Raw genomic sequence first — 25,988 nt, 5'->3', positions numbered from 1 at the left:
GGCAGGGACCATGGACGACACCAGGGCATCGCGATCCGGACGGCTGGGCAAGCTGCTGGCCGCGCTGGCGCTTGCCTGCGGCCTGCCGTCCGCGCTGCAGGCGGCTGATGCCGCCCAGCCTGCCGCCAAGGCGTGCCCGGCCGGCACGCTCTACCTGACCTTCGACACCGGCAGCATGAGCCAGGCGCAGCTGATCGCCGACACGCTGCGCCGCCACCATATCCGCGCCACCTTCTTCCTGGCCAATGAGCCGACCGTGCGCCAGGACAGCTCGCTGGACCCAGCCTGGGCGCCATACTGGAAGACGCTGGTGGCCGACGGCCACGCCTTCGGCACGCATACCTTCGACCATGTCTACCTGCGCAGCGTGCGCGCCGGCCATGTGACCATGCGGCCGCAGTTCGGCGCGCAGGCGGGCAAGGACATGGCCATGGACGCGGTCGGCTTCTGCCAGGAGCTGCGGCGCAGCGCCGACGCTTTCCATGCCATGACCGGCGCCGCCATGGTGCCGCTGTGGCGCGCCCCGGGCGGGCGCACCGCACCGCAGACGGTGCAATGGGCCGAACAGTGCGGCTTCCGCCACGTCGGCTGGGCGCCGGCGGGGTTCCTGGGCGATGAGCTGTCGTCCGACCGCTATCCCAACGCGGCGCTGCTGGAGCGCGCGCTGGCCAACCTGCGCGACGGCGATATCACCATGGCGCACCTGGGCATCTGGTCGCGCAAGGATCCGTGGGCGCCTGGCGTGCTGGAGCCGCTGCTCGCCGGTCTTGAGCGCAAGGGATTCTGTTTCGCGACGCTGCGCGAGCACCCGGCCTACCGCGACTGGATCGCCATGCCGCAGGCGGTGGGACAAAAGGAGGGCAGGCGGTAATGTGGGAGACGCTGAACGGCTGGATTGGCCAGGTTGAGGGCACGCTGTTCCAGGACGTGGTGCTGCCCGTGGTCTACGACCTCGGGTTTGGCCGCTATGCCGAGGAAGCCTTCACCGGCACCGAATGGCTGCTGGTGGGCCTGGTGCAGATCGTGGTGATGGCATTGATCCTGGGGCCGCTGGAGAAATGGCGCCCGGTCGAGCCGGTATCCGACCGCGCCGCCATCCGCACCGATATTTTCTACACGGTGATCCACCGGCTCGGGCTGTTCCGGCTGGCCATGTTCTTCCTGCTGGCGCCGCTGACCGACGCCCTGGAAGGCGACCTGCGGCTGATGGGCTGGCACCGCATCAATGTGGAAGACTGGTGGCCGGGCGTGACCTCGGTGCCGCTGGTCAGCTTCTTTGTCTACCTGCTGCTGTTCGACATCCTCGACTACTGGTACCACCGGCTGTCGCATTCGTTCCGCTGGTGGTGGCACCTGCATGCGGTGCACCACAGCCAGCGCCAGATGACGCTGTGGAGCGACAACCGCAACCACCTGCTGGACGACATGCTGCGCGATCTGGTGTTCGCGCTGGTGGCGCTGGGCGTGGGCGTGGAGCCGTCGCAGTACGTGCTGCTGGTGGCGTTGTCGCAGCTGCTGCAGAGCCTGCAGCATGCCAATGTGCGGCTGAACTTCGGCGCCATCGGCGAGCGGCTGCTGATCTCGCCGCGCTTTCACCGTACCCACCACGCCGTGGGCATCGGCCATGAGGCCGAAGGCGCACCGTCCAGGCTGGGCGGCTGCAACTACGGCGTGATCTTCCCGTGGTGGGACATGCTGTTCGGCACCGCGGTCTTCACCGAGACCTACCATCCGACCGGCATCCGCGACCAGCTGCCGCCGCCGCTGGGCAAGGGCCACGACTACGGTGCGGGCTTCCTGGCGCATCAGTGGTACGGCATCAAGCGGCTGCTGCGGCTGCGCTGAACCAGCGGGTCTGGAGGCAGTCCGCCGCGGCGGCAAGTGGCGTATGCTAGTGTTTCGGGTTGCCGCCGGTCCGGCCCAGTCGGACTTCTGCCGCGCCCGGCGCCTTTCCTCCTGTTTGCCTTCGACTGCATGAACGATATCTTCCGCTCGTTTGGCCGCGCGCTGGTCAGCCAGCTGCATCCCCGCATGCTGATGCTGACCGTGCTGCCTTTCGTCCTGGCCACGCTGCTGTGGGGCGGCCTGCTCTGGTGGGGCTGGGACCCCATCATGGGTGCCACGCGCAGCTTCCTGGAAACCTCCATCCTGACCAGCTGGATCTACAGCGCGCTCGACTGGTTCGGCCTGCAATCGATGCGCGCCATCGTGGCGCCGCTGTTCGTGGCGGCGTTGGCGATCCCGCTGGTGATTGCCTCGATGCTGATGTTTATCGGCGTGTTCTCGGTGCCGGCGGTGGTGCGCCACCTGGAGCGCAGCTACCCGGACCTGGCCAAGGCCCATGGCGGCAGCATCCTGGGCAGCGTGTTCCAGTCGCTGGGCAGCACGCTGGTGTTCCTGGTGCTGGTGCTGGTGACGCTGCCGCTGTGGCTGATCCCGCCGTTCTTTGCGCTGATCCCGCCGGTGCTGTGGGGCTGGCTGACCTATCGCGTGATGACGTATGACGCGCTCGCCGACCACGCCAGCGCCGAAGAGCGCAAGACGCTGGTGCGGCGTCATCGCACGCCGCTGCTGGTGATCGGGGTGGCGGTCGGGCTGCTGGGCTCGGCGCCGACGCTGCTGTGGGTGTCGTCGGCGGCAGTGATCTTCCTGTTCCCGTTCGTGCTGGCCGGCACGCTGTGGCTCTATGTGCTGATCTTTATCTTCTCGGCGCTGTGGTTCGGCCACTTCTGCCTGCGCGCGCTGGCGCAGCTGCGGGCCGAGCGCGCGGCGGTGCCGGCCCAGCCGCCGGCGCCTCAGCCGGGCAAGCCGGCGCCTGACGGCGACGTCATCGACCTGGCGCCGACCGACGTACGCCGCATCGAAAATTCCTGAAGCGAGGGCAATATGGGTTTTGGCCTGATCGTCATTGGCGACGAGATCCTGTCGGGGCGGCGTGAAGACAAGCATCTGCGCCGCACCATCGAACTGCTGGGCGCGCGCGGCCTGGCCCTGGACTGGGCCGAATACGTCGGCGACGACCGCGCCCGCATCACCGCCACGCTGCGGCGCACGCTGGCCGGCCCGGACGTGGTGTTCTGCACCGGCGGCATCGGCGCCACGCCGGACGATCACACCCGCCAGTGCGTGGCCGCCGCGCTGGGCGTGCCGCTGGTGCTGCATCCCGAGGCGCGCGAGCTGATCGCGCTGCGCATTGCCGAGACCGCCGGCGGAGACCCGGTCAAGGCCGACCTGAACCTGCCGGAAAACCAGCACCGCTTCAAGATGGGCGAGTTCCCCGAGGGCGCGCGCATCATCCCCAACAGCTACAACCGCATCCCGGGCTTTTCGGTCGGTCACCACCACTTCATGCCGGGATTTCCGGTGATGGCATGGCCTATGATGGAATGGGTGCTGGACCACGACTATGCGCACCTGTTCCACCAGGTGCAGCAGCAGGAGCGGGCCTTCTACGTGTTCGAAGCGCCGGAGTCCACGCTGACGCCGCTGATGGAGAAGGTCGAAGCGGCGCATCCGGGCATCCGCGTGTTCAGCCTGCCGTCGGTCGGCGACGTGCAGCGCGGCGACCGCTTCGCGCGCCGCCATATCGACCTGGGGGTCAAGGGCCCGGCCGATCTGCTGGCGCCGGCCTATGCGATGCTGCTCGAAGGCGTGCAGGCGATGGGGTTCGAGACCGTGGAGCAGCCGCCGCGCGAAGCGGCGCAGGCTTAAGGCGCCACGGGTCGCAAAAAGAAGAAGGGGCAGCCTTGGCTGCCCCTTCTCTCATTCTGGCCCGACCGCGATCAGGCGCCGTGCCACGGCAGTCCGCGCACGCACCAGCCTTCAACAGTCTTGCGGTGGTGGTGGTCATCGCGGTTGCCCTCGAAGCCTTCCAGCACATCCATGGCGAAGTGGTAGCCGGCTTCAGTGGCCACGCGCGCGGCGTGCTTGGAGCGCGCCGCGCTGCGGCACAGGAACAGCACCGGCACGTCGGCCGGCACGCGTGCCCTCAGCTCTTCGACAAAGCGGGCATTCTGCGCGCCGCCCGGATAGGACATCCATTCGACGTGGGCGAACTGCGCGTCGGGCACGTCTACGCCCCCGACCCAATCCAGCTCGGCCTGGGTGCGCACGTCGACCAGCACGGCGGAAGGATCGTTCTGCAGCAGCGCAAAGGCTTCCTGCGGCGACAGCGCGCCGAAATACGGGAGCTGGTTCTGTTGCTGGCGCTGGCGGGCGGCCTGGAGGAGATCGTCTCGGGTGGTCATCTGCGTGACAAATTTGAGGAATGAAATGGAGGCGGCAAGAGCGCTACACACTATTCTATAGCGCCGGGCCGGTTCGAAACCTGATTGCCGGCTGTCGGGGCGCCCGATGACTCTTTTTGGTGCGCACGCACTGTTACAGTGCGGCGTCTTGCTGAATGCACCATTATGGTGTTTTATTAGGAGGCGCTACGCAAAAGTGCGTGTAACCGGTGCGCCACTCGGCAGCGGAGCAGCTGCTTGTACGACCGGACACTGACGCCGCCGCGGTGCGCGGTTCGCCGACGTTGCACATTTTTCAGGCTGCCGGTGGCAGTGGGGCGTTTGCATGGCACGCTTTCTGCTAACATTCCTCGTCCTTTCGTGGCTGGTCGGGACGGCGCGGCAGAGCATGCATCGGCGCCGGTGACGACAGGCCCAAGAATTGGCTTTCTCAGACTTCCGCCGAATATCCAGGAGATTGGCATGGCCCACAGCGTTGCAGACGTGATGAAGCTTGTGAAGGAAAACGACGTCAAGTTCGTCGATTTCCGTTTCACCGATACCAAAGGCAAGGAGCAACACGTGTCCGTGCCCGTGTCGCACTTCGATGAAGACAAGTTCGAAAGCGGCCACGCCTTCGATGGTTCGTCGATTGCCGGCTGGAAGGGTATCGAAGCTTCGGACATGCTGCTGATGCCCGATTCGAACACGGCCCACATCGACCCGTTCTACGAAGAGCCGACGCTGGTGCTGTCCTGCGACGTGGTCGAGCCGTCGGACGGCAAGGGCTATGACCGCGACCCGCGTTCCATCGCCAAGCGCGCCGAAGCCTACCTGAAGAGCACCGGCCTGGGCGACACCGCCTTCTTCGGCCCGGAACCCGAGTTCTTCATCTTCGACGGCGTGACCTGGAACGTCGACATGCAAGGCTGCTTCGTGAAGATCCACTCCGAAGAAGCCCCGTGGTCGTCGGCCAAGGAATTCGAGCACGGCAACAGCGGCCACCGTCCGGGCAAGAAGGGCGGCTACTTCCCGGTCGCCCCGATCGACACCTTCCAGGACATGCGTTCGGAAATGTGCCTGATCCTGGAATCGCTGGGCATCCCCGTTGAGGTCCACCACCACGAAGTGGCTGGCCAGGGCCAGAACGAAATCGGCACCCGTTTCAGCACGCTGGTGCAGCGCGCCGACTGGACCCAGATGCAGAAGTACGTGATCCAGAACGTCGCCCACACCTACGGCAAGACCGCCACCTTCATGCCGAAGCCGATCGTTGGCGACAACGGTTCGGGCATGCACGTGCACCAGTCCGTGTGGAAGGACGGCCAGAACCTGTTCGCGGGCAACGGCTACGCCGGCCTGTCGGAATTCGCGCTGTACTACATCGGCGGCATCATCAAGCACGCCCGCGCCCTGAACGCCATCACCAACCCGGGCACGAACTCGTACAAGCGCCTGGTGCCGGGCTTCGAGGCTCCGGTGAAGCTGGCCTACTCGGCCCGCAATCGCTCGGCTTCGATCCGCATCCCGTATGTCGCCAACCCGAAGGGCCGCCGCATCGAGACCCGCTTCCCGGATCCGCTGATGAACCCGTACCTGGGCTTCTCGGCGCTGCTGATGGCCGGCCTGGACGGCGTGATGAACAAGATCCACCCGGGCGAAGCTGCCGACAAGAACCTGTACGACCTGCCGCCGGAAGAGGATGCAAAGATCCCGACCGTGTGCTCGAGCCTGGACCAGGCGCTTGAGTACCTGGACAACGACCGCGAGTTCCTGACCCGCGGCGGCGTGTTCTCGAACTCGATGATCGATGCCTACATCGAACTGAAGATGGAAGAAGTCACGCGTTTCCGCATGACGACGCACCCGGTCGAGTTCGAGATGTACTACTCGCTGTAAGCGGCCCTTGCCCGGGAATGACGCAGGTTGTGACCGGGCAACAGTTGCACTAGAAAGGGGCGGCTTCGGCTGCCCCTTTCTGCTTTGCTCGCTAGAATGGGGAATCGTGTTCCACCCCCGTTCAAACCTAACGCCATGTTCATGGACGCCTCTTCACGCACGGCTCGCCGGACCCTGACCTTGCCCCGATCTCTGCACCAATTTCGTCTCGGATTCCCTGTTCTGGTGAGTGCCGTGGCGCTGACGCTGGGCACATGGGCCGGGCAGTCTTCCGCGCAGTCCTCGGACGTCTATGTCTGCACCGGGCCCAATGGCGTGCCCGAGTATCGCAATGGCAACGCCGGCAAGGGCTGCAAGAAGCTGAACCTGCCGGAGGTGGTGACGGTCCCGGGCGGGCGCATCGCTGCGCCGGCCAAGGGCGCTGGCAGCACGGCCGGCGCGGCGGCTGGCGGCACCAGCTTCCCGCGCGTGGACAGCGCCACGCAGAAGAGCCGCGACGGCGAGCGCCGCGCGGTGCTCGCGCAGGAGCTGCAGGCCGAAGAGGCCAAGCTGCAGGGGCTGCGCGCCGAGTACAACAACGGTCAGCCGGAGCGCCAGGGCAATGAGCGCAACTATCAGAAATACCTCGATCGCACGGCGGCGCTGCGCGACGACATCGCCCGCAGCGAGGCCAATGCGGCGTCGCTGCGACGCGAGCTTGGCAATTTGAAGGACTAGTCTTATGCGTCGCCTGATTCGCGGAGTGTCACGCAAGGTCAGCGGTGCCGACGGCGCCCGTGGCGAATCGCCAGCGGCCGACGCGGCACCGGCCGAAGGCAGCGCCCAGGTGCTGACCATGGGCGCCGTGGCGCTCCATGCCGGCCTGGACGTGGTGGCCAACCCGGTGCTGCTGGTGCGGCAGCCGGGGCTGCGCGTGGTCTTTGCGAACCCGGCGGCTGAAGCCACCTTCGGCGTGTCGCGCAAGGGCATGGTGGAGCTGACGCTGCCTGACCTGTTCGGGCGTTCCGATGAGCTGCACAGCATGATCGACACGGTGGTCACGCGGCAGTTCGACGTGCGCCGGCAGGACCTGATCCTGCACCCGCCGCTGCAGGAGCCGGCCCATGTGCACGTGGTGATCGCCGTGCTGGAAGCGGTGGGCGACACCGTGGTGGTGGAGATCCTGCCCAATGAACAGAAGGTGCGCAGCGAACGCGAAGAGCGCATCCTGGACCTGACCTCGGCCAACAAGGAACTGATCCGCAACCTAGCCCACGAGATCAAGAACCCGCTGGGCGGCATCCGCGGCGCGGCGCAGCTGCTGGAGTTCGAGCTGCCGGAGCGCTCGCTGCGCGAATACACGCAGGTCATCATCAAGGAATCGGACCGGCTGCAGACGCTGGTGGACCGGCTGCTGGAGCCGCACCGGCATCCGCATATCGTATCGAGCCTGAATATCCACGAAGTGCTGGAGCGCGTGCGCTCGGTGGTGCTGGCGGAGTTTCCCAACGGGCTGGAGATCGTGCGCGACTACGACGCCAGCCTGCCCGAGCTGCAGGGTGACATGGAGCAACTGATCCAGGCCGTGCTCAACATCGTGCACAACGCCGCGCAGGCGCTGGCCGACCGCATGGCGCGCGGCGATGCGCAGATCGTGCTGCGCACGCGCGTGGCGCGCCAGGTCACGATTGCCAAGCGTCTGTTCAAGCTGGCATTGGACTTGCATGTCATCGACAACGGCCCGGGAATCCCCGAAGACATCCGCGAACGCATCTTCTATCCGCTGGTATCGGGCAGGGATGGCGGCAGCGGACTCGGTCTCACACTCGCTCAAACCTTCGTGCAGCAGCACGAGGGCTTGATCGAATGCGAGAGCAGGCCGGGCTGTACCGACTTCCGCATCCTGCTGCCGCTGCACTAGCTTTTGCTGGCGTCCGCGAGCGATGGTGCACCCGCCGTGGCCGGGCATGCGGAAGACCAAATGACACCGAGCAGACAAGCGACGCACATGAAGCCGATCTGGATAGTCGACGACGATCAATCAATCCGCTGGGTCCTGGAAAAGGCCCTTGCCCGTGAAAGCCTGCTCTCGCGCAGCTTCACCAATGTGCGGGATGCGCTGGCCGCGCTGGAAGACGACCAGCCGCAGGTGCTGATATCGGATATCCGCATGCCCGGAGGATCGGGCCTGGACCTGCTGCAGGCCATCAAGGCGCGGCATCCGGGCCTGCCGGTCATCGTGATGACGGCCTACTCGGACCTGGACAGCGCCGTGGCTGCGTTCCAGGGCGGCGCCTTCGAATACCTGGCCAAGCCTTTCGATGTCGACAAGGCGGTCGAGCTGATCCGCCGCGCGCTGGAAGAAAGCCTGCGCGAGGAAGAATTGGACGACCGCCTGGTCGATGCGCCCGAGATCCTCGGCCAGGCGCCGGCGATGCAGGACGTGTTCCGCGCCATCGGCCGGCTCTCGCAGTCCAACGTGACGGTGATGATCACCGGCGAGTCCGGCACCGGCAAGGAACTGGTCGCACGCGCGCTGCACAAGCACAGCCCGCGCGCCAACGGGCCCTTTATCGCGCTCAATACCGCGGCCATCCCCAAGGACCTGCTCGAATCCGAGCTGTTCGGCCATGAGCGCGGCGCGTTCACCGGCGCGCAGACCATGCGGCGCGGCCGCTTCGAGCAGGCCGAGGGCGGCACGCTGTTCCTGGATGAAATCGGCGACATGCCGTTCGACCTGCAGACGCGCCTGCTGCGCGTGCTGTCCGATGGCAATTTCTATCGCGTCGGCGGCCACAACCCCTTGCGCGCCAATGTGCGCGTGATTGCCGCCACACACCAGAATCTGGAGCTGCGCGTCAAGGAAGGGCTGTTCCGCGAGGACTTGTTCCACCGCCTGAACGTGATCCGGCTGCGCCTGCCGCCGCTGCGCGAACGCCCGGAGGACATCACGCTGCTGGCGCGTCATTTCCTGCAGAAGAGCGCCAAGGAACTGGGCGTCGAGCCCAAGCGCATGTCTGACGAAGCGCTGGTCTATGTCAGCACGCTGCCGTTCCCCGGCAACGTGCGCCAGCTGGAAAACCTGTGCAACTGGCTGACCGTGATGGCGCCGGCGCAGACCATCGAGGTCAAGGACCTGCCGCGCGAGATGCTGGAGGCCGGCACCAGCGAGCCGGTCAATGCGGCGCGGCCTGAGCGCGTTGCCGAAGTGCGCGCGCCCGAGTATGAAAGCGCGCCTGACCTGGCCGACTACGGCGGGTACGCGGCGACGGTGGCAGAGGCCGACACGGCCACCGCGGTCCGGCCCGCGTCCGTGGCGACGGTGGTCCCGGCCCCGGCCTCGGCCGGCTGGGAAGGCCTGCTTGCTGGCGAGGCACGGGCGATGCTCGAAGCCGGCCAGCCGGAGGTCATGGATGTGCTGACGCGCCGCTTCGAGAAGGCGGTGCTGGAGGCCGCGCTGGGTGTCACGCGCGGGCGCCGCGTCGAGGCGGCGACCCGGCTCGGGATCGGGCGCAATACCATCACGCGCAAGCTGCAGGAGCTGGGGTTCGACTGAGCCAGGGCAGGGCAGGCGACAAAAAAACCGGCCGGGACTTTCCCGGCCGGTTTTTTGTTTTGCGTGACGTATTTAGCCGCGCGCTTCGACCAGCCGCTGCGCCATCTCGGCAAAGCCCTCGCCACCGGCCGCTGCGGTGATATAGGCCGGCGGCACCGGCAGCTGCGGCAGGATGTCGCGCACATTGGCCACGCCAACCGACAGCGGAAAGTGGGCGAACATGCTGGCATCGTTGGCCGAGTCGCCGATAAAAAGCCATTCGTCGCGGCGCGCGTCCACGTCTTCGCCCAGCAGTTCGGCCACGCACAGCTTGCTCATCGACAGCTTGTCGTGCAGGCCGAACCAGCCGTTGACATGGATCGAGCTGACGGTGGCGGTCATGCCGGCCTCGCGCATGATGGCGGCGATGCGGGCCACGGCGTCTTCAGGCAACGGCGCGACATCCTCGGCATGGTCGATGGCCAGGTCGGCGGCATGCCAGGCCTGGTCCGAGGCCAGCGCGCAGCCCGGCACTTCGCGCACGATGCGCTGGCCCAGCGCGTGGATGCGCTCCAGGTTGCGTGCGCGCGTGGGGGCATCGTCCAGGAAACGGGTCTGCAGGCGGCCCTTGTGCAGGTGCGCGTAGAACGCACCGTTCTCGCCGATGATGGCGTCGACCGGCCAAAGCCGGGTCAGGATCTCGGCCCAGGCGATGCAGCGCCCGGTGACCGGGATCACGTGCAGGCCCGCGCGGTGCAGGCCGTCGAGCGCCAAGTAGGTCGAGGCCGGCAGGCGGCCGTCGGTGGTCAGGGTGCCGTCGATGTCGGTCAGCACGCCGCGCACGTTGCGCAACGCCGTTTTAGAGAGCTTGTTCAGGGATTGCATGGCGGGCCATTGTAACCGTGGATCTGGCGCTAATTGCTCTTATTGCACTGCAAAACTCACAGTACTGGCCATACTGGTGAATCTGCTGATTTGCTTGCGCAGGTGCGACAGGCGTAACATGCCGCTGTCATAAAAGAATCACATGCTGTCGGATTTTCGACCGACCGGAACAGACAGACCAAAGGAGAGCCACCGATGTCCTTTTCCCGTACCGTGCTCAAACTCGCAGCGCTGGCAGCCCTGACCGGGGCCGGCAGCGCCCACGCCGCCGTAGAAATCCAGTGGTGGCACGCCATGCAGGGCGCGCTGAACGACAAGGTGAACGAGATCGCCAACAAGTTCAACGCCAGCCAGTCCGACTACAAGATCGTGCCGGTCAACAAGGGCAACTACGACGAGACCATGGCCGCGGGCATCGCCGCGTTCCGCGCCGGTGGCGCGCCGGCGATCCTGCAAGTGTTCGAGGTCGGCACCGCTACCATGATGAGCGCGAAGGGTGCGATCAAGCCGGTCTCGGCGGTGATGAAGGACGCCGGCGAGAAGTTCGACCAGAAGGCCTATATCCCGGCGGTGGCGGGCTACTACACCTCGTCCAAGGGCGAGATGCTGTCGTTCCCGTTCAACAGCTCGACCACGGTGTTCTACTACAACAAGGACGCCTTCAAGAAGGCCGGCCTGGATCCGGAAAAGCCGCCCAAGACCTGGCCCGAGGTGATGCAGTACTCGGCCAAGCTCAAGGCCTCGGGCAGCAACTGCGCCTATACCACCGACTGGCAGGGCTGGGTCCACCTGGAGAGCTTCTCGGCCTGGCACAACACCCTGTACGCGACCAAGAACAACGGCTTCGGCGGCACCGATACGCGCCTGCTCTTCAACAGCCCGCTGCACGTCAAGCACATCACCAACCTGCAGGACATGGTGAAGAAGGGCTACTTCAGCTACGGCGGGCGCAAGGCCGAGTCGCAGGCCAAGTTCTACAACGGCGAGTGCGCGATGTTCACCGGCTCGTCGGCATCGCTGGCCAATATCCGCAAGAACGCCAAGTTCGCGTTCGCGGTGGCGCAACTGCCGTATTACCCGGAGGTGCAGGGTGCCCCGCAGAACACCATCATCGGCGGCGCTTCGCTGTGGGTGATGGGCGGCAAGAAGCCCGACGAGTACAAGGGCGTGGCCAAGTTCTTCAATTTCCTGTCGCGCCCCGAGATCCAGTCTGACTGGCACCAGGCCACCGGCTACCTGCCGGTGACGATGGCCGCCTACGAGATGACGAAGAAATCGGGCTACTACGACAAGAACCCGGGTGCCGATGTGTCGGTGCAGCAGATGGTGGTCAAGACCACAGACAAGTCGCGCGGCGTGCGCCTGGGCAATATGGTGCAGATCCGCACCGTGGTGGACGAAGAGCTGGAAGCCGTCTGGGCCGGCAAGAAGGAGCCCAAGGCGGCGCTGGACTCGGCCGTGGCACGCGGCAATGATCTGCTGGAGCGCTTCCAGAAGACAGCCCGCGAGTAAGCCGGTATTGCCAGCAAGCTGATGTGACAAGCGGGCGGTGGCGAAACCTCCGCCCGCTTGCATTGTGGACGGCCCCGTCGCACCGATCGGGACCGCCCGCAACTCCGTACCTAGTCCGATGCCGCGACCCGCAGCATTCGCCGGAATCCGTTTATGGAAAAACGCGTCGTTTTCCGTTCGCCGTGGCTGCCATATCTGCTGGTCTTGCCGCAGATCGCAATCACGCTGATCTTCTTCTTCCTGCCCGCCGGGCAGGCGTTGTACCAGTCGATGCTGCAGCAGGATGCCTTCGGCATCAACCTGGAGTTCGTCGGCCTGGACAACTTCCGCATGCTGTGGAACGACCCGCTGTACGTGGAGTCGTTCCAGACCACCGCCATCTTTGCCGTGGGCGTGACCGTGGTGGGCCTGACTACCGCGCTCCTGCTGGCCTATTTTGCCGACCGCATCATCCGCGGCGCCGTCGGCTACAAGACGCTGCTGATCTGGCCGTATGCGGTGGCGCCGGCCGTGGCCGGCGTGCTGTGGATGTTCATGTTCAACCCGACGCTGGGCGTGGTCTCCTTTGCGCTGCGCAAGCTCGGCGTGGAATGGAACTTCCTGCTCAACGGCGACCAGGCATTGCTGCTGGTGGTGCTGGCCGCCGCCTGGAAGCAGATCAGCTACAACTTCCTGTTCTTCCTGGCCGGGCTGCAGAGCATCCCGCGCTCGCTGATCGAGGCCGCCGCCATCGACGGCGCCGGCCCGTGGCGCCGATTCTGGTCGATCGTGTTCCCGCTGCTGTCGCCGACCACCTTCTTCCTGATGGTGATCAACGTGGTCTACGCGTTCTTCGATACCTTCGCGATCATCGACGCGGTCACCCACGGCGGCCCGTTCAATTCGACCAACACGCTGGTCTACAAGGTCTTCCATGACGGCTTCCGCGGCATGGACATCGGGGGGTCGGCCGCGCAGTCGGTGGTGCTGATGGTGATCGTGATTGCGCTGACCGTGGTGCAGTTCCGCTACGTGGAACGCAAGGTCCAGTACTGACGGAGACAGCACATGGTAGAACGTCGCCCCTTCCTTGATTTCCTGAGCCACGCCGTGCTGATCCTGGGCATCGTGATCGTGGTGTTCCCGGTGTACCTGACCTTCGTCGCGTCCACGCTGACCGCGGAAGAGGTGCTGGACGCACCGATGACGCTGATCCCCGGCAGCCACCTGATCGAGAACTATCGCACCGTGCTGTTCCAGGGCGTGGGCGAGGCCGCATCGCCGGTCTCGACCATGATGAAGAACAGCCTGATCATGGCGCTGGGCATTGCGCTCGGGAAGATCGCCATCTCGATCATCTCGGCCTTTGCCATCGTCTATTTCAAGTTCCCGCTGCGCAAGACCTTCTTCTGGCTGATCTTCATCACGCTGATGCTGCCGGTGGAGGTGCGGATCCTGCCGACCTACAAGGTGGTGTCGGACCTCGGCATGCTCGACAGCTACTTCGGCCTGACCATCCCGATCATCGCGTCGGCCACCGCCACCTTCCTGTTCCGCCAGTTCTTCCTGACCATTCCGGACGAACTGGCCGAGGCCGCGCGCATCGACGGCGCCGGGCCACTGCGCTTCTTCTGGGACGTGGTGCTGCCGCTGTCGCGCACCAGCATCGCCGCGCTCTTCGTGATCCAGTTCATCTACGGCTGGAACCAGTACCTGTGGCCGCTGCTGATCACCACGCAGAAGTCGATGACGCCGGTGGTGGTGGGCGTGACGCAGATGATCTCGCGCTCGGGCGATGCCGCCACTGACTGGAACCTGGTGATGGCCACGGTGATGCTGGCGATGATCCCGCCCGCAGTGGTGGTGGTGCTGATGCAGAAGTGGTTCGTCAAGGGCCTGGTCGAAACGGAAAAATAAGGCGTGGCGCGCCACCCGCGCACACGCAGGACAACAGCAATGGCAAAACTGTCGCTACGCAACGTACAGAAAACCTACGCCGGCAACGTCAAGGTGGTGCACGGCATCGACATGGAGATCGCCGACGGCGAGTTCATCGTTATCGTCGGCCCCTCGGGCTGCGGCAAGTCCACGCTGCTGCGCATGGTGGCGGGGCTGGAAACCATCACCGGCGGCGAGATCCATATCGGCGACAAGGTCGTCAATAGTCTGGAGCCGGCCGAGCGGGACATCGCCATGGTGTTCCAGAACTACGCGCTCTATCCGCATATGAGCGTGTACGACAACATGGCCTACGGCCTGAAGATCCGCGGCATGGCCAAGGCCGAGATCGCGCAGCGGGTGAACCATGCCGCCGGCATCCTGGAGCTGGCGCCGCTGCTGGACCGCAAACCGCGCCAGCTGTCGGGCGGGCAGCGCCAGCGCGTGGCCATGGGCCGCGCCATCGTGCGCGAGCCGGCGGTGTTCCTGTTCGATGAGCCGTTGTCCAACCTGGACGCCAAGCTGCGCGTGCAGATGCGGCTGGAACTGAAGGAGCTGCACCGGCGCCTGGGCACCACCAGCCTGTACGTCACGCACGACCAGGTAGAGGCGATGACGCTGGCCGACCGCATGATGGTGCTCAACGCCGGACGCGTCGAGCAGATCGGCACGCCGCTGGACGTCTATTCGCGTCCGGCCAGCACCTTCGTGGCGGGCTTTATCGGCTCGCCGCCGATGAACCTGATCCCGGTGGCGCGCAACGCCGGCGGCGACACCAGCGCGCAGATGCGCGTGGTGGCGAAGGAGGGCGAGGCCGCCAAGGCCACGCTGGGGCACCTGCCGATGGGGCTGCACCTGCCGGAGCAGGCACTGCTGGGACTGCGCCCGGAGCATATCGAGCCGTGCGCCGCGCATGAGGCCATCGCCGAAGTCGATGTGCGCGTAGTCGAGGCGCTCGGCGCGGATTCCTTCGCCTATGGTTCGCTCGGCGGACAGGCGGTGGTGGTGCGGCTGGACAGCCATGCGCACGTGCGCGCCGGCGACCGCCTGCCGGTGACGTCGTCGGCAGAGCACCTGCATTTCTTTGCGCCCGACACGGGCAAGCGCATCGAGGCCTGATCATGGCAGACGAACAGACAACCTGGCCAGGCGCGGTGACCACCGACAACTGGCCGTATCCGCGCCATATCGCGCACCGTGGCGCGGGCAAGCTGGCGCCGGAGAATACGCTGGCGGCCTTTCGCCACGGCGCGTCCTTCGGTTACCGGATGTTCGAGTTCGACGTGAAGCTGACGGCTGACGGCAAGCCGGTGCTGATGCATGACGCCACGCTGGACCGCACCACCTCCGGCAGCGGACGGGTGGACAGCCTGACCCTGGGCGAAGTGGCGCAGCTGGACGCCGGCAGCTGGCACAGCGCCACCTTTGCGGGCGAACCCGTGCCGACACTCAGGGCGATCGCACGCTACACCTGTGCCAACGGGTATTGCATCAATATCGAGATCAAGCCCGTTCCGGGCCGGGAGACGTTGACCGGCGCAGCCGTGGCGCTGGACGCACAGAGCCTGTGGCGCGGCGCGCCAGTGCCCCCGTTGCTGTCGTCCTTCTCCGAAGACGCGCTGGCGGCGGCGCGCCGGGTAGCGCCGGACCTGCCGAGGGCGCTGCTGCTCGACAAGCTGCCGGTGGACTGGCTGGACCGGCTGCGCGAGCTCGATTGCGTGGCGCTGGATGCCAACCACCGTGTGCTCAATGCCAAGGTGATTGCCGACGCGCATGCTGCCGGCTTCAGGGTCCTCAGCTACACGGTCAATGACCCGGAGCGTGCCGAGCAGTTGCTGGCCTGGGGCCTGGACGGGCTGATCACCGACGCCGTCGACCAGATCGCGCCTTGATGCAAATTGTTGTGCGGATGTTGTTAATTTGCTGATTGCGCATCGAATTGTCGCGGGTGGCCGTTTCGTATCGCGAAAAGTCCACATTGATCCAGGGCAATTCATGCTATTCTTACCGCCGTGAAGACTTTAGGTCCTTCCCCGCACAACTTGCCCTTTCGGGCCTTGTGAGAAAGCCATCACATGCGGCACCCTTGCGGTGCCGTTTGCGTAGGCGCCTCAGTTGGGCTCCCAAGAGTTGTTTGCGATCCGCTAACCGGTCAAGCCGTGTCGCGGAAGGTTGAATAACCCGCTGAACTCCGGCATTCCCGGAGAATAGTGAGCGTCCCATGATGCAGCAGTACCAGAGCAACTCGTACCTCTTCGGCGGTAACGCCCCGTATGTCGAAGAACTGTACGAAGCCTACCTCCAGAACCCCGCCTCGGTTCCCGACAATTGGCGCGCGTATTTCGACGCCATGCAGAATGTTCCTGCGGTCGACGGCACTAGCGCCCGGGATATCCCCCACGCCCCCATCGTTGCCTCGTTCGCCGAGCGCGCCAAGCAAGGCCCCATCAAGACCATCGTTGCCTCGGCCGATTCCGACATGGGCCGCAAGCGCGTCGCTGCCACCCAGCTGATCGCCGCCTACCGCAACATCGGTTCGCACTGGGCCGACCTGGATCCGCTCAAGCGCCAGGAGCGTCCGCCCCTGCCGGATCTGGACCCGGCGTTCTACGGTTTCTCCGAAGCCGACCTCGACATCGTCTTCAATGCCAGCAACACCTACTTTGGCAAGGAGTCGATGAGCCTGCGCGAGCTGCTCAACAACCTGCGCGAAACCTACTGCGGCACCATCGGTTTCGAATTCATGTACGTGAGCGACCAGGCGCAGAAGCGCTGGTGGCAGGAGCGCCTGGAAACCACGCGTTCCAAGCCGGTGTTCACGCTGGAAAAGAAGAAGCACATCCTGGACCGCCTGACCGCGGCTGAAGGCCTGGAGCGCTTCCTGCACACCAAGTACGTCGGCCAGAAGCGCTTCTCGCTCGAAGGCGGCGAAAGCTTCATCGCCGCCATGGACGAGCTGATCCAGCACGCCGGCAGCAAGGGCGTGCAGGAAATCGTGATCGGTATGGCCCACCGCGGCCGCCTAAACGTGCTGGTCAACACCCTGGGCAAGATGCCCGCCGACCTGTTCGCTGAATTCGAAGGCAAGCACGTCGACGACCTGCCGGCCGGTGACGTCAAGTACCACAAGGGCTTCTCGAGCGATGTCTCGACCGAAGGCGGCCCGGTCCACCTGTCGCTGGCGTTCAACCCGTCGCACCTCGAAATCGTCAACCCGGTGGTCGAAGGCTCGGCCAAGGCCCGCCAGGAACGCCGCGGCGAAGTCGGCCACAAGGAAGTGCTGCCGGTGCAGGTGCACGGCGACGCGGCCTTTGCCGGCCAGGGCGTGGTGATGGAGACGCTGAACCTCGCGCAGACCCGCGGCTACGGCACGGGCGGCTCGATGCACATCGTCATCAACAACCAGATCGGCTTCACCACCTCCGACCCGCGCGACGCGCGTTCGACGCTGTACTGCACGGACGTGGTCAAGATGATCGAGGCCCCGGTGCTGCACGTGAACGGCGACGATCCCGAAGCCGTGGTGTACGCCATGCAGCTGGCCGTGGACTTCCGCATGGAGTTCAAGAAGGATGTCGTGGTCGACATCATCTGCTTCCGCAAGCTGGGCCACAACGAGCAGGACACCCCGGCGGTCACGCAGCCGCTGATGTACAAGAAGATCGCCCAGCACCCCGGCACGCGCAGGCTGTACGCCGACAAGCTGGCCGCGCAGAACCTGGTCCCGGCCGAGTTCGGCGACGAGAAGGTCAAGGAATACCGCGCCGCGATGGACGCCGGCAAGCACACCGCCGACCCTGTCCTGTCGAACTTCAAGAACAAGTTCGCCGTGGACTGGATGCCGTTCCTGAACCGCAAGTGGACCGACGCCGCCGACACTGCCGTGCCGGTGACCGAACTGAAGCGCCTGGCCGAACGCATCACCACCACGCCTGAGACGCTGAAGCTGCACCCGCTGGTGGAAAAGGTCGTCAAGGACCGCGCCAACATGGGCCGCGGCGACCAGCCGCTGGACTGGGGCATGGGTGAGCACCTGGCCTTCGCCTCGCTGGTGTCGTCGGGCTATCCCGTGCGCATCACCGGCCAGGACGCCGGCCGCGGCACCTTCACCCACCGCCACGCCGTGCTGCACGACCAGGCCCGCGAGCGATGGGATGCCGGCAGCTATGTGCCGCTGCAGAACGTGTCGGAAAACCAGGCACCGTTCACGGTGATCGACTCGGTGCTGTCCGAAGAAGCCGTGCTCGGCTTCGAATACGGCTACTCGGCCGCCGAACCGAACGCGCTGGTGATCTGGGAAGCCCAGTTCGGCGACTTCGTCAACGGCGCCCAGGTGGTGATCGACCAGTTCATCTCGTCGGGTGAAGTGAAGTGGGGCCGTGCCTCGGGCCTGACCCTGATGCTGCCGCACGGCTACGAAGGCCAGGGCCCGGAACACAGCTCGGCCCGTATCGAGCGCTTCCTGCAGCTTTGCGCGGACCACAACATGCAGGTCTGCCAGCCGACCACGCCGGCCCAGATCTTCCACCTGCTGCGCCGCCAGATGATCCGTCTGTTCCGCAAGCCGCTGGTGATCATGACGCCGAAGTCGCTGCTGCGTAACAAGGACGCCGTGTCGCCACTGTCGGACCTGGCCAAGGGCCACTTCGAGACGGTCATCCCTGACCACGAAGAGCTCAACGCCAGCAAGGTCAAGCGCGTCATCATGTGCTCGGGCAAGGTCTACTACGACCTGGTCAACACGCGCAAGGAACGCGAGGCCAACGATACGGCGGTGATCCGCCTGGAACAGCTGTATCCGTTCCCGCACAAGGCCGTGGCAGCAGAGCTCAAGAAGTATCCGAACGCCACCGAAATCGTGTGGTGCCAGGACGAGCCGCAGAACCAGGGTGCCTGGTTCTTCGTGCAGCACTACATCATGGAAAACATGACGGATGGCCAGAAGCTCGGTTATGCCGGTCGTCCCGCTTCGGCTTCGCCGGCAGTGGGCTACTACGCAAAGCACAACGAGCAACAGAAGGCGCTGCTGGATGCTGCCTTCGCCAAGCTCAAGGGCTTTGTTCTGACCAAGTAATCAAGCGGCAGCCACGGCGGCGCGCGCAGACGGCCGCCGTGGCATAGCCAGCATAAAGACAACACGCATAACACGAGGAATTCACAACCATGGCTATCGTTGACGTCAAGGTTCCGCAGCTCTCCGAATCGGTCGCCGAAGCGACCATGCTCAACTGGAAGAAGAAGCCGGGCGAGGCTGTTGCACAGGACGAAATCCTGATCGAGATCGAAACCGACAAGGTCGTGCTGGAAGTGCCGGCCCCGTCGGCAGGCGTCCTGTCGATTATCGTCAAGAACGACGGCGACACCGTCGTGGCCGATGAGATCATCGCGAAGATCGACACCGAAGCCACCGCTGGCGCCGCCGCACCGGCTGCTGCCGCTCCGGCACCTGCCGCCGCTGCCCCGGCACCGGCCGCTGCTGCCGCCGCTCCGGCCGCCGCAGGTGGTGTGGCGATGCCGTCGGCTGCCAAGCTGATGGCAGAAGCCGGCCTGTCGGCTGGCCAGGTTGCCGGCACCGGCAAGGACGGCCGCATCACCAAGGGTGACGCGCTGGCCGCTGCTGCTGCTCCGGCCGCCCCGGCCGCCAAGGCTGCTCCGGCTCCGGCCGCCGCCAAGCCGGCGCTGCAGCAGGTTTCGGCCCCGGTTGACTTCGCCGCGCTGGGCGACCGCCCGGAAGAGCGTGTGCCGATGAGCCGCCTGCGCGCCCGTATCGCCGAGCGCCTGCTGCAATCGCAATCGACCAACGCCATCCTCACCACCTTCAATGAAGTGAACATGAAGCCGGTGATGGACCTGCGCAACAAGTACAAGGACCGCTTCGAGAAGGAACACGGCGTCAAGCTGGGCTTCATGTCGTTCTTCGTCAAGGCCGCGGTGCACGCGCTGAAGAAGTTCCCGCTGATCAACGCTTCGATCGACGGCAACGACATCGTCTACCACGGCTACTTCGACATCGGCATCGCGGTGGGCTCGCCGCGCGGCCTGGTGGTGCCCATCCTGCGCAATGCCGACCAGATGAGCCTGGCCGACATCGAGAAGAAGATTGCCGAGTTCGGCGTCAAGGCCCGTGACGGCAAGCTGTCGCTGGAAGAACTGACCGGCGGTACGTTCTCGATCTCCAACGGCGGCGTGTTCGGCTCGATGCTGTCGACCCCGATCATCAACCCGCCGCAATCGGCCATCCTGGGCGTGCACGCCACCAAGGACCGCCCGGTGGTGGAAGACGGCCAGATCGTGATCCGCCCGATGAACTATCTGGCGATGTCGTATGACCACCGCATCATCGACGGCCGTGAAGCTGTCCTGGGCCTGGTCGCCATGAAGGACGCGCTGGAAGATCCGGCCCGTCTGCTGCTGGACCTGTAAAAAACGGTCCCCCCGCGCACGTCTGCCGTGCGCGGGGCGCGCTTCCCCCGTGATGAAGGCGCGCCGGCACAAGCTGTCGCCGGCGCCCACAAAGGAATTCCCATGAGCAAACAATTCGACGTGCTGGTGATCGGCGCCGGCCCCGGCGGCTACATCGCCGCCATCCGTGCCGGCCAGCTGGGCCTGAACGTGGCCTGCTGCGAAGGCAATCCGTATGACGATCCCAAGGGCGAAGCCCGCCTGGGCGGCACCTGCCTGAATGTGGGCTGCATCCCCTCCAAGGCGATGCTGGCTTCCTCGGAAGAGTTCGAGAACGTCCAGCACCACCTGGGCGACCACGGCATCACCGTGGGCGACGTCAAGGTCGACGTGGCCAAGATGCTCAAGCGCAAGGACGACATCGTCGGCAAGATGACCAAGGGCATCGAGTTCCTGTTCCGCAAGAACAAGGTGACGCTGCTCAAGGGCTACGGCAAGTTCGTCGGCAAGACCGCTGAAGGCTTCCAGGTCGACGTTGCCGGTGAAGTCGTGACCGCCAAGCAGGTCATCATCGCCACTGGCTCGAAGGCTCGCCACCTGCCGGGCATCAAGGTCGACAACGACCTGGTCAGCGATAACGAGGGCGCGCTCAAGTTCCCCGCAGTGCCGAAGAAGCTGGGCGTGATCGGCGCCGGCGTGATCGGCCTGGAGCTGGGCTCGGTGTGGCGCCGCCTGGGTTCCGATGTGACCGTGCTGGAAGCGCTGCCCGCATTCCTGGGCGCCGCCGACGAAGGCGTGGCCAAGGAAGCGCAGAAGCAGCTGACCAAGCAGGGCCTGAAGTTCAGCCTCGGCGTGAACGTCAACGAAGTGACGACCAGCAAGAACGGCGTGACCGTCAAGTACACCGACAAGGACGGCAAGGCCCAGACCCTGGAAGTCGATCGCCTGATCGTGTCGGTCGGCCGCGTGCCCAATACCGACAACCTGGGCCTGGACGCCGTCGGCCTGGCCGCGGACCAGCGCGGCTTCATCGAGGTGGACGACCACTGCGCCACCAAGGTGCCGGGCCTGTGGGCCATCGGCGACGTGGTGCGCGGCCCGATGCTGGCGCACAAGGCCGAGGACGAAGGCGTGGCCGTGGCCGAGCGCATCGCCGGCCAGAAGCCGCACATCGACTACAACTGCGTTCCGTGGGTGATCTACACCTTCCCGGAAATCGCATGGGTAGGCAAGACCGAAGCCCAGCTCAAGGCCGAAGGCCGCGAGTACAAGGCCGGCCAGTTCCCGTTCATGGCCAACGGCCGTGCGCTGGGCATGGGCCACGCCGACGGCTTCGTCAAGATGCTGGCCGACGCCAAGACCGATGAGATCCTGGGCGTGCACATCGTCGCCGCCAACGCCTCGGACCTGATCGCCGAAGCCGTGGTGGCGATGGAGTTCAAGGCCGCCAGCGAGGATATCGGCCGCGTCTGCCATCCGCACCCGTCGATGTCGGAAGTCATGCGCGAAGCCGCGCTGGCCGTCGACAAGCGTCAGCTTAATATGTAAGGCGCATGCTTCGCATTGCCTGAGTACCGGCGCGCCGCATCCGCGGCGCGCCGTTTTCACTTGCGGCCCGTGCCGCAGGAACCCGTCAGCATGAACGTCACCGAGTACTACGAGAAGGAACTGAAGGAGCGCGGCTACCAGTCCGACGAAGCGCAATTGCGCGCCGTGGCCCGGCTGCAGCAGTGCTACGACGAATGGGTGGCCTACAAGAGCCGCCGCAACAATGCCCTGAAGAAGCTGCTGGTCCGTCCCGACGTGCCCAAGGGCGTCTACTTGTGGGGTGGGGTGGGGCGCGGCAAGTCCTTCCTGATGGACAGCTTCTATACCTGCGTGCCGGTGGTGCGCAAGACTCGGCTGCATTTCCACGAGTTTATGCGCGAGGTTCATCGCCAGCTCGAAGAGCTGCGCGGCCGTCCCGATCCGCTGGATGAGCTGGCCAAACGCATCGCGCGCCGCTTCCGGCTGATCTGCTTCGATGAGTTCCACGTCAGCGACGTCGCCGACGCGATGATCCTGCATCGCCTGCTGCAGCAGATGTTCGAGAACGGCGTGCAGTTCGTGATGACTTCCAACTACCGCCCGGACCTGCTGTATCCGGATGGCCTGCACCGCGACCGCGTGCTGCCGGCCATCGCGCTGCTGCAGCAGAAGCTCGACGTGCTCAACGTCGACGCTGGCATCGACTATCGCAAGCGCGCGCTGGAGCAGGTGCAGGCGTACCACACGCCGCTCGGCGCCAAGGCGAGTTCCGCGCTGCGCGACGCCTTCACCTCGATCGCTGGCGTGGCCGACGAGTCGCCGCTGCTGCATATCGAGCACCGCGAGCTGCGTGCGCTGCGCAAGGCCAACGGCGTGGTGTGGTTCGACTTTGCCACGCTGTGCGGCGGCCCGCGCTCGCAGAACGACTACCTGGAACTGGCGTCCCAGTTCCATACCGTGATCCTGTCCGACGTGCCGCGCATGACGCCGCGCATGTCGTCCGAGGCACGCCGCTTCACCTGGCTGATCGATGTCTTCTACGACCACAAGGTCAAGCTGCTGATGTCGGCGGAAGTGCCCGCGGACGAACTCTACACCGAAGGCCAGATGGCCAATGAGTTCCATCGGACCGTATCGCGCATCATCGAGATGCAATCGCGCGAATACCTGGAATCCGAGCGCCGCACCATGGATACCACGCTCACCTGAGCGTTGTTTTCCGGCCCGGCGCGACAATAGCCGGGCCGCATTGACCTATATCAAGGTCGATTCGAGGACCCGCATATACCCTCCATTGGGTAGAAAAAGGTCCCCATGTCGTCGCCCCCAGTCACCAGTCCTTCTGCCAGCTTGCTGGCACCGTACCTGCCGGCCGCGCTCCGTGACGCCGCGGGCCCGGGTGCGTCCGGCGCCGGTGCGCGGCTGGCCTGCTTCCATTGCGGCCTGCCTGTCACGGATACCGAGCCGCTTGCCGCCGAGCTGGACGGCAGCCGCCGGGTGTTCTGCTGCGGCGGTTGCCAGGCACTGGCGCAGACCCTCCATGCGGCCGGCTTTGCCCACCTGTATGGGGATGAAGCCCGCTTCGCCCGCCCCATCGACGACGACGCCCGGCGCGAGGCCGAGCCGATCTGGGCCGCCTACGACACTCCTGAGCTGCGCTCCCAGTTTGTCCGCCCGCTTGACGGCGGCCGCGCCGAGATCACGCTGGCGCCCGAGAACATCCGCTGCGCCGCCTGCGCGTGGCTGATCGAACAGCACCTGAGTCGCCAGCCGGGCGTGGAGTCCGCGGTCGCCAATGTCGCCACGCGGCGCGTGGTAGTGCGCTGGCGCGATGGCGCCCAGACGGTGGCGGGGTTGCTGGCCGCGCTGGCCGGCATCGGCTACATGGCCTGGCCGTTTGAGGTCTCGCGCACCGACCAGCAGGACCGCCGCGCGCGCCGCGGGCTGCTGATGCGCATGGCCGTGGCCATGCTGGGCATGATGCAGGTCATGATGTATGCGTGGCCGATCTACACCCATGAGGCCACCATCGACCCTGGCCAGCTTCAACTGATGCGCTGGGCCAGCTTCGCCCTGACGCTGCCGGTTGTGCTCTATGCCGCCTCGCCGATCTTTGCCGGTGCCTGGCGCAGCCTGCGCCAGCGCCATATGGGCATGGACGTGCCGGTGGCGATTGGCATCGGCGCCGGCTTCGCCGCCAGCGCGCTGGCCACGGTGCGCGGCGTGGGCGAGGTGTATTTCGATTCGGTGACGATGTTCGTCGCCTTCCTGCTGCTGGCCCGCTACCTGGAACTGCGCGTGCGCCAGGCCTCGCGCAGCGGCGCCGAGATGCTGGCGCGCCAGTTGCCGGCCACCTGCGAGCGGCTGGCCGCCACCGGTGCCGCCGGCGAGCGTGTCCCGGTCGCGCGCCTGCGCGCGGGCGATCTCATCCGCGTCAAGGCCGGCGAGATCGTTCCTGCCGATGGCGCGGTGGAGGCGGGCGCGAGCGAACTCGATGAATCCATGCTGACCGGCGAGAGCCGCCCGGTGCGCCGCGCCGCAGGCGAGACCGTGCTGGCCGGCAACTTCAATACGGCAAGCCCGCTCGAACTGCGGATCACGCGCGTCGGCGCCGGCACCCGCCTGGCCGAGATCGTCGCCGTGCTGGACCGCGCGCTGGCTGAAAAGCCGCGCCTAGCCACGCTGGCCGACCGCGTCGCAGGCTGGTTCGTGGCGACGCTGCTGGTGCTGGCGGCGCTGACCGGGCTGGTGTGGGGCGTCTGGATCGATCCGTCACGCGCCTTGCTGGTGACGATTGCAGTGTTGGTGGTCAGTTGCCCGTGCGCCTTGTCGCTGGCCACGCCGGCCGCACTGGCCGCGGCCGGTGCGGCGCTGTCGCGCCGCGGCGTGCTGCTGACACGCGGCCACGCGCTGGAGACGCTGGCGCGCGTCACCGACGTGGTACTCGACAAGACCGGCACGCTGACCGAAGGCCGCTTTGCCGTGGCCGCGGTCGAGCCGCTGGCTGACGCCGACCGGGCCCGATGCCTGGCACTGGCCGCCGCGATGGAGCGCGGTGGTGAACATCCGATCGCGCGCGCACTGGTGGCCGCGGCACAGGGCAGCGCCGGCATGCAGCTCCAGGTGTCCGACATGCGCAACATCCCGGGCCAGGGCCTGGAGGCGATCGTCGATGGCCGACGCCTGCGGCTTGGCCGCGCCGACTTTGTCGCGGCGCTGGGGCCCGACAGCGGCCAGGCGCCGGACACCGGGCGCAGCGACGCAGATCATCCTGGCGCCACCGTGGTGTGGCTGGGCGCGCCAGCGGGCCCGCTGGCGCGCTTCGTCCTGGCCGATGTCGAGCGGGCGCAGACGCCGCAGCTGCTCGCGCGGCTGCACGAACTGGGCGTGCGCTGCCACCTGGTATCGGGCGATCACGCCGATGCGGTCCACTGGTGGGCATCGCACTTCGGCATAGCTTGCGTGGCCGGCGCGGTCACCCCGGAAGGCAAGCGCGACTATGTAGCGCGGCTGCAGCAGGGCGGGGCGGTGGTGCTGGCCGTGGGCGATGGCATCAACGATGCGCCGGTGCTGGCGCAGGCCGAGGTGTCGATCGCCATCGGCAGCGGCGCGCCGCTGGCCCAGGCCGGCGCGGACGCGGTGCTGACGCACGGCGGCGTGGCCGAGATTGCAACCGCGTTGGCGGTGTCGCGCCAGACGCGCCGGGTGGTGCGCCAGAACCTGGGCTGGGCCTTCTTCTACAACGTGGTGGCCATCCCGCTCGCAGCGACGGGGCTGGTCACGGCCTGGATGGCCGGCATCGGCATGTCGTTGTCGTCGTTGCTGGTGGTGGCCAATGCCTGGCGCCTGCTGAGCGCCGGCAAGCCGCGGCACAAGGGAGTCTGACTGATGGAAACGCTTTACCTGCTGGTGCCGATGAGCCTGGTGCTTGTCGTGGTCATCGCGGGCGCGCTGTGGTGGGCCCTACATGCCGGGCAGTACGACGACCTGGACCGGCCCGCCGAATCGATCCTGCTGGACAACGACAAGCCCTGAACCCGCCGGGCGACGCGCCCTCCGACCGGGGGCCCCGCACGCAGGTTCCATGCATGCCCTGAGCGACTTGA

General features: G+C 66.1%; 21 protein-coding genes. 19 read left to right on the top strand and 2 right to left on the bottom strand.

Annotated elements, in window-relative coordinates; genetic code table 11:
• The first annotated feature begins 10 nt into the window (after positions 1–10).
• The 4 genes from CNE_RS10945 to CNE_RS10930 all read left to right on the top strand — a co-directional run bounded on the left by CNE_RS10945 (position 11) and on the right by CNE_RS10930 (position 3,711).
• Entirely contained in the window at positions 11–871 is an 861-nt protein-coding gene (locus CNE_RS10945) for a polysaccharide deacetylase family protein (protein ID WP_013957200.1), read from the top strand.
• The gene (locus tag CNE_RS10940) at positions 871–1,845 is read left to right on the top strand and encodes a sterol desaturase family protein (RefSeq protein ID WP_013957199.1); all 975 of its coding nucleotides are present in this window, start codon (positions 871–873) and stop codon (positions 1,843–1,845) included. The genes CNE_RS10945 and CNE_RS10940 overlap by 1 nt, the downstream gene beginning before the upstream one ends.
• A gap of 129 nt (positions 1,846–1,974) precedes the next feature.
• Complete coding sequence (locus CNE_RS10935; RefSeq protein WP_013957198.1) at positions 1,975–2,874, top strand: EI24 domain-containing protein; 900 nt, start codon at positions 1,975–1,977, stop codon at positions 2,872–2,874.
• A gap of 12 nt (positions 2,875–2,886) precedes the next feature.
• Positions 2,887–3,711: a competence/damage-inducible protein A gene (locus CNE_RS10930; protein ID WP_013957197.1), complete on the top strand. Its 825-nt coding sequence runs from the start codon at positions 2,887–2,889 to the stop codon at positions 3,709–3,711.
• Between the two features lie 71 nt (positions 3,712–3,782).
• Here CNE_RS10930 and CNE_RS10925 read toward each other — a convergent pair whose 3' ends face one another.
• Positions 3,783–4,247 (bottom strand): rhodanese-like domain-containing protein, encoded by a 465-nt coding sequence (locus CNE_RS10925; protein ID WP_010809453.1) that lies wholly within the window; start codon positions 4,245–4,247, stop codon positions 3,783–3,785.
• A 462-nt stretch (positions 4,248–4,709) separates the two neighbouring features.
• Between CNE_RS10925 and CNE_RS10920 the strand changes: the two genes are divergently transcribed.
• The 4 genes from CNE_RS10920 to ntrC all read left to right on the top strand — a co-directional run bounded on the left by CNE_RS10920 (position 4,710) and on the right by ntrC (position 9,660).
• The gene (locus CNE_RS10920) at positions 4,710–6,125 is read left to right on the top strand and encodes a 3-hydroxylaminophenol mutase (RefSeq protein WP_010809454.1); all 1,416 of its coding nucleotides are present in this window, start codon (positions 4,710–4,712) and stop codon (positions 6,123–6,125) included.
• Between the two features lie 141 nt (positions 6,126–6,266).
• On the top strand, positions 6,267–6,842 hold the full coding sequence (locus CNE_RS10915; protein WP_013957196.1) for a hypothetical protein: 576 nt from the start codon (positions 6,267–6,269) through the stop codon (positions 6,840–6,842).
• Positions 6,843–6,846: 4 nt separating this feature from the next.
• Positions 6,847–8,025: a nitrogen regulation protein NR(II) gene (gene glnL, locus CNE_RS10910; RefSeq protein WP_013957195.1), complete on the top strand. Its 1,179-nt coding sequence runs from the start codon at positions 6,847–6,849 to the stop codon at positions 8,023–8,025.
• An 87-nt stretch (positions 8,026–8,112) separates the two neighbouring features.
• Complete coding sequence (gene ntrC / locus CNE_RS10905; RefSeq protein ID WP_041227992.1) at positions 8,113–9,660, top strand: nitrogen regulation protein NR(I); 1,548 nt, start codon at positions 8,113–8,115, stop codon at positions 9,658–9,660.
• 72 nt (positions 9,661–9,732) lie between these two features.
• On the opposite strand, the gene CNE_RS10900 is transcribed toward ntrC, so the two are convergent.
• Positions 9,733–10,524: an HAD-IIB family hydrolase gene (locus CNE_RS10900; protein ID WP_013957193.1), complete on the bottom strand. Its 792-nt coding sequence runs from the start codon at positions 10,522–10,524 to the stop codon at positions 9,733–9,735.
• Positions 10,525–10,719: 195 nt separating this feature from the next.
• Between CNE_RS10900 and ugpB the strand changes: the two genes are divergently transcribed.
• The 11 genes from ugpB (at position 10,720) to ccoS (ending at position 25,917) form a co-directional block, all read left to right on the top strand.
• A complete protein-coding gene (gene ugpB, locus CNE_RS10895; RefSeq protein WP_013957192.1) occupies positions 10,720–12,036 on the top strand; it encodes a sn-glycerol-3-phosphate ABC transporter substrate-binding protein UgpB in 1,317 nt (438 codons plus the stop codon).
• Positions 12,037–12,189: 153 nt separating this feature from the next.
• Positions 12,190–13,071, top strand: a complete 882-nt coding sequence (gene ugpA, locus CNE_RS10890) for a sn-glycerol-3-phosphate ABC transporter permease UgpA (protein WP_013957191.1) — start codon at positions 12,190–12,192, stop codon at positions 13,069–13,071.
• A 12-nt stretch (positions 13,072–13,083) separates the two neighbouring features.
• Positions 13,084–13,932, top strand: a complete 849-nt coding sequence (gene ugpE, locus CNE_RS10885) for a sn-glycerol-3-phosphate ABC transporter permease UgpE (RefSeq protein WP_013957190.1) — start codon at positions 13,084–13,086, stop codon at positions 13,930–13,932.
• Between the two features lie 39 nt (positions 13,933–13,971).
• A complete protein-coding gene (locus CNE_RS10880) occupies positions 13,972–15,072 on the top strand; it encodes a sn-glycerol-3-phosphate import ATP-binding protein UgpC (protein WP_013957189.1) in 1,101 nt (366 codons plus the stop codon).
• Between the two features lie 2 nt (positions 15,073–15,074).
• Positions 15,075–15,845, top strand: a complete 771-nt coding sequence (gene ugpQ / locus CNE_RS10875; RefSeq protein WP_013957188.1) for a glycerophosphodiester phosphodiesterase — start codon at positions 15,075–15,077, stop codon at positions 15,843–15,845.
• 329 nt (positions 15,846–16,174) lie between these two features.
• Positions 16,175–19,027 carry a 2-oxoglutarate dehydrogenase E1 component gene (locus CNE_RS10870; RefSeq protein ID WP_013957187.1) on the top strand — a complete coding sequence of 951 codons (2,853 nt, stop codon included), beginning with the start codon at positions 16,175–16,177 and terminating at the stop codon, positions 19,025–19,027.
• Between the two features lie 89 nt (positions 19,028–19,116).
• Positions 19,117–20,376: a 2-oxoglutarate dehydrogenase complex dihydrolipoyllysine-residue succinyltransferase gene (odhB, locus tag CNE_RS10865; RefSeq protein ID WP_013957186.1), complete on the top strand. Its 1,260-nt coding sequence runs from the start codon at positions 19,117–19,119 to the stop codon at positions 20,374–20,376.
• 102 nt (positions 20,377–20,478) lie between these two features.
• Entirely contained in the window at positions 20,479–21,903 is a 1,425-nt protein-coding gene (gene lpdA, locus CNE_RS10860) for a dihydrolipoyl dehydrogenase (protein ID WP_013957185.1), read from the top strand.
• 90 nt (positions 21,904–21,993) lie between these two features.
• Positions 21,994–23,091 (top strand): cell division protein ZapE, encoded by a 1,098-nt coding sequence (gene zapE, locus CNE_RS10855; protein WP_013957184.1) that lies wholly within the window; start codon positions 21,994–21,996, stop codon positions 23,089–23,091.
• A 105-nt stretch (positions 23,092–23,196) separates the two neighbouring features.
• Positions 23,197–25,767, top strand: a complete 2,571-nt coding sequence (locus CNE_RS10850; protein WP_013957183.1) for a heavy metal translocating P-type ATPase — start codon at positions 23,197–23,199, stop codon at positions 25,765–25,767.
• 3 nt (positions 25,768–25,770) lie between these two features.
• Positions 25,771–25,917 (top strand): cbb3-type cytochrome oxidase assembly protein CcoS, encoded by a 147-nt coding sequence (gene ccoS / locus CNE_RS10845; protein ID WP_010809469.1) that lies wholly within the window; start codon positions 25,771–25,773, stop codon positions 25,915–25,917.
• Positions 25,918–25,988 lie beyond the last annotated feature (71 nt).

It is taken from the genome of Cupriavidus necator N-1 (assembly GCF_000219215.1).
GTDB lineage: Bacteria > Pseudomonadota > Gammaproteobacteria > Burkholderiales > Burkholderiaceae > Cupriavidus > Cupriavidus necator.
Note: the sequence above shows the minus strand (reverse complement) of the source record. Positions and strands in the feature narration are given on the sequence as shown.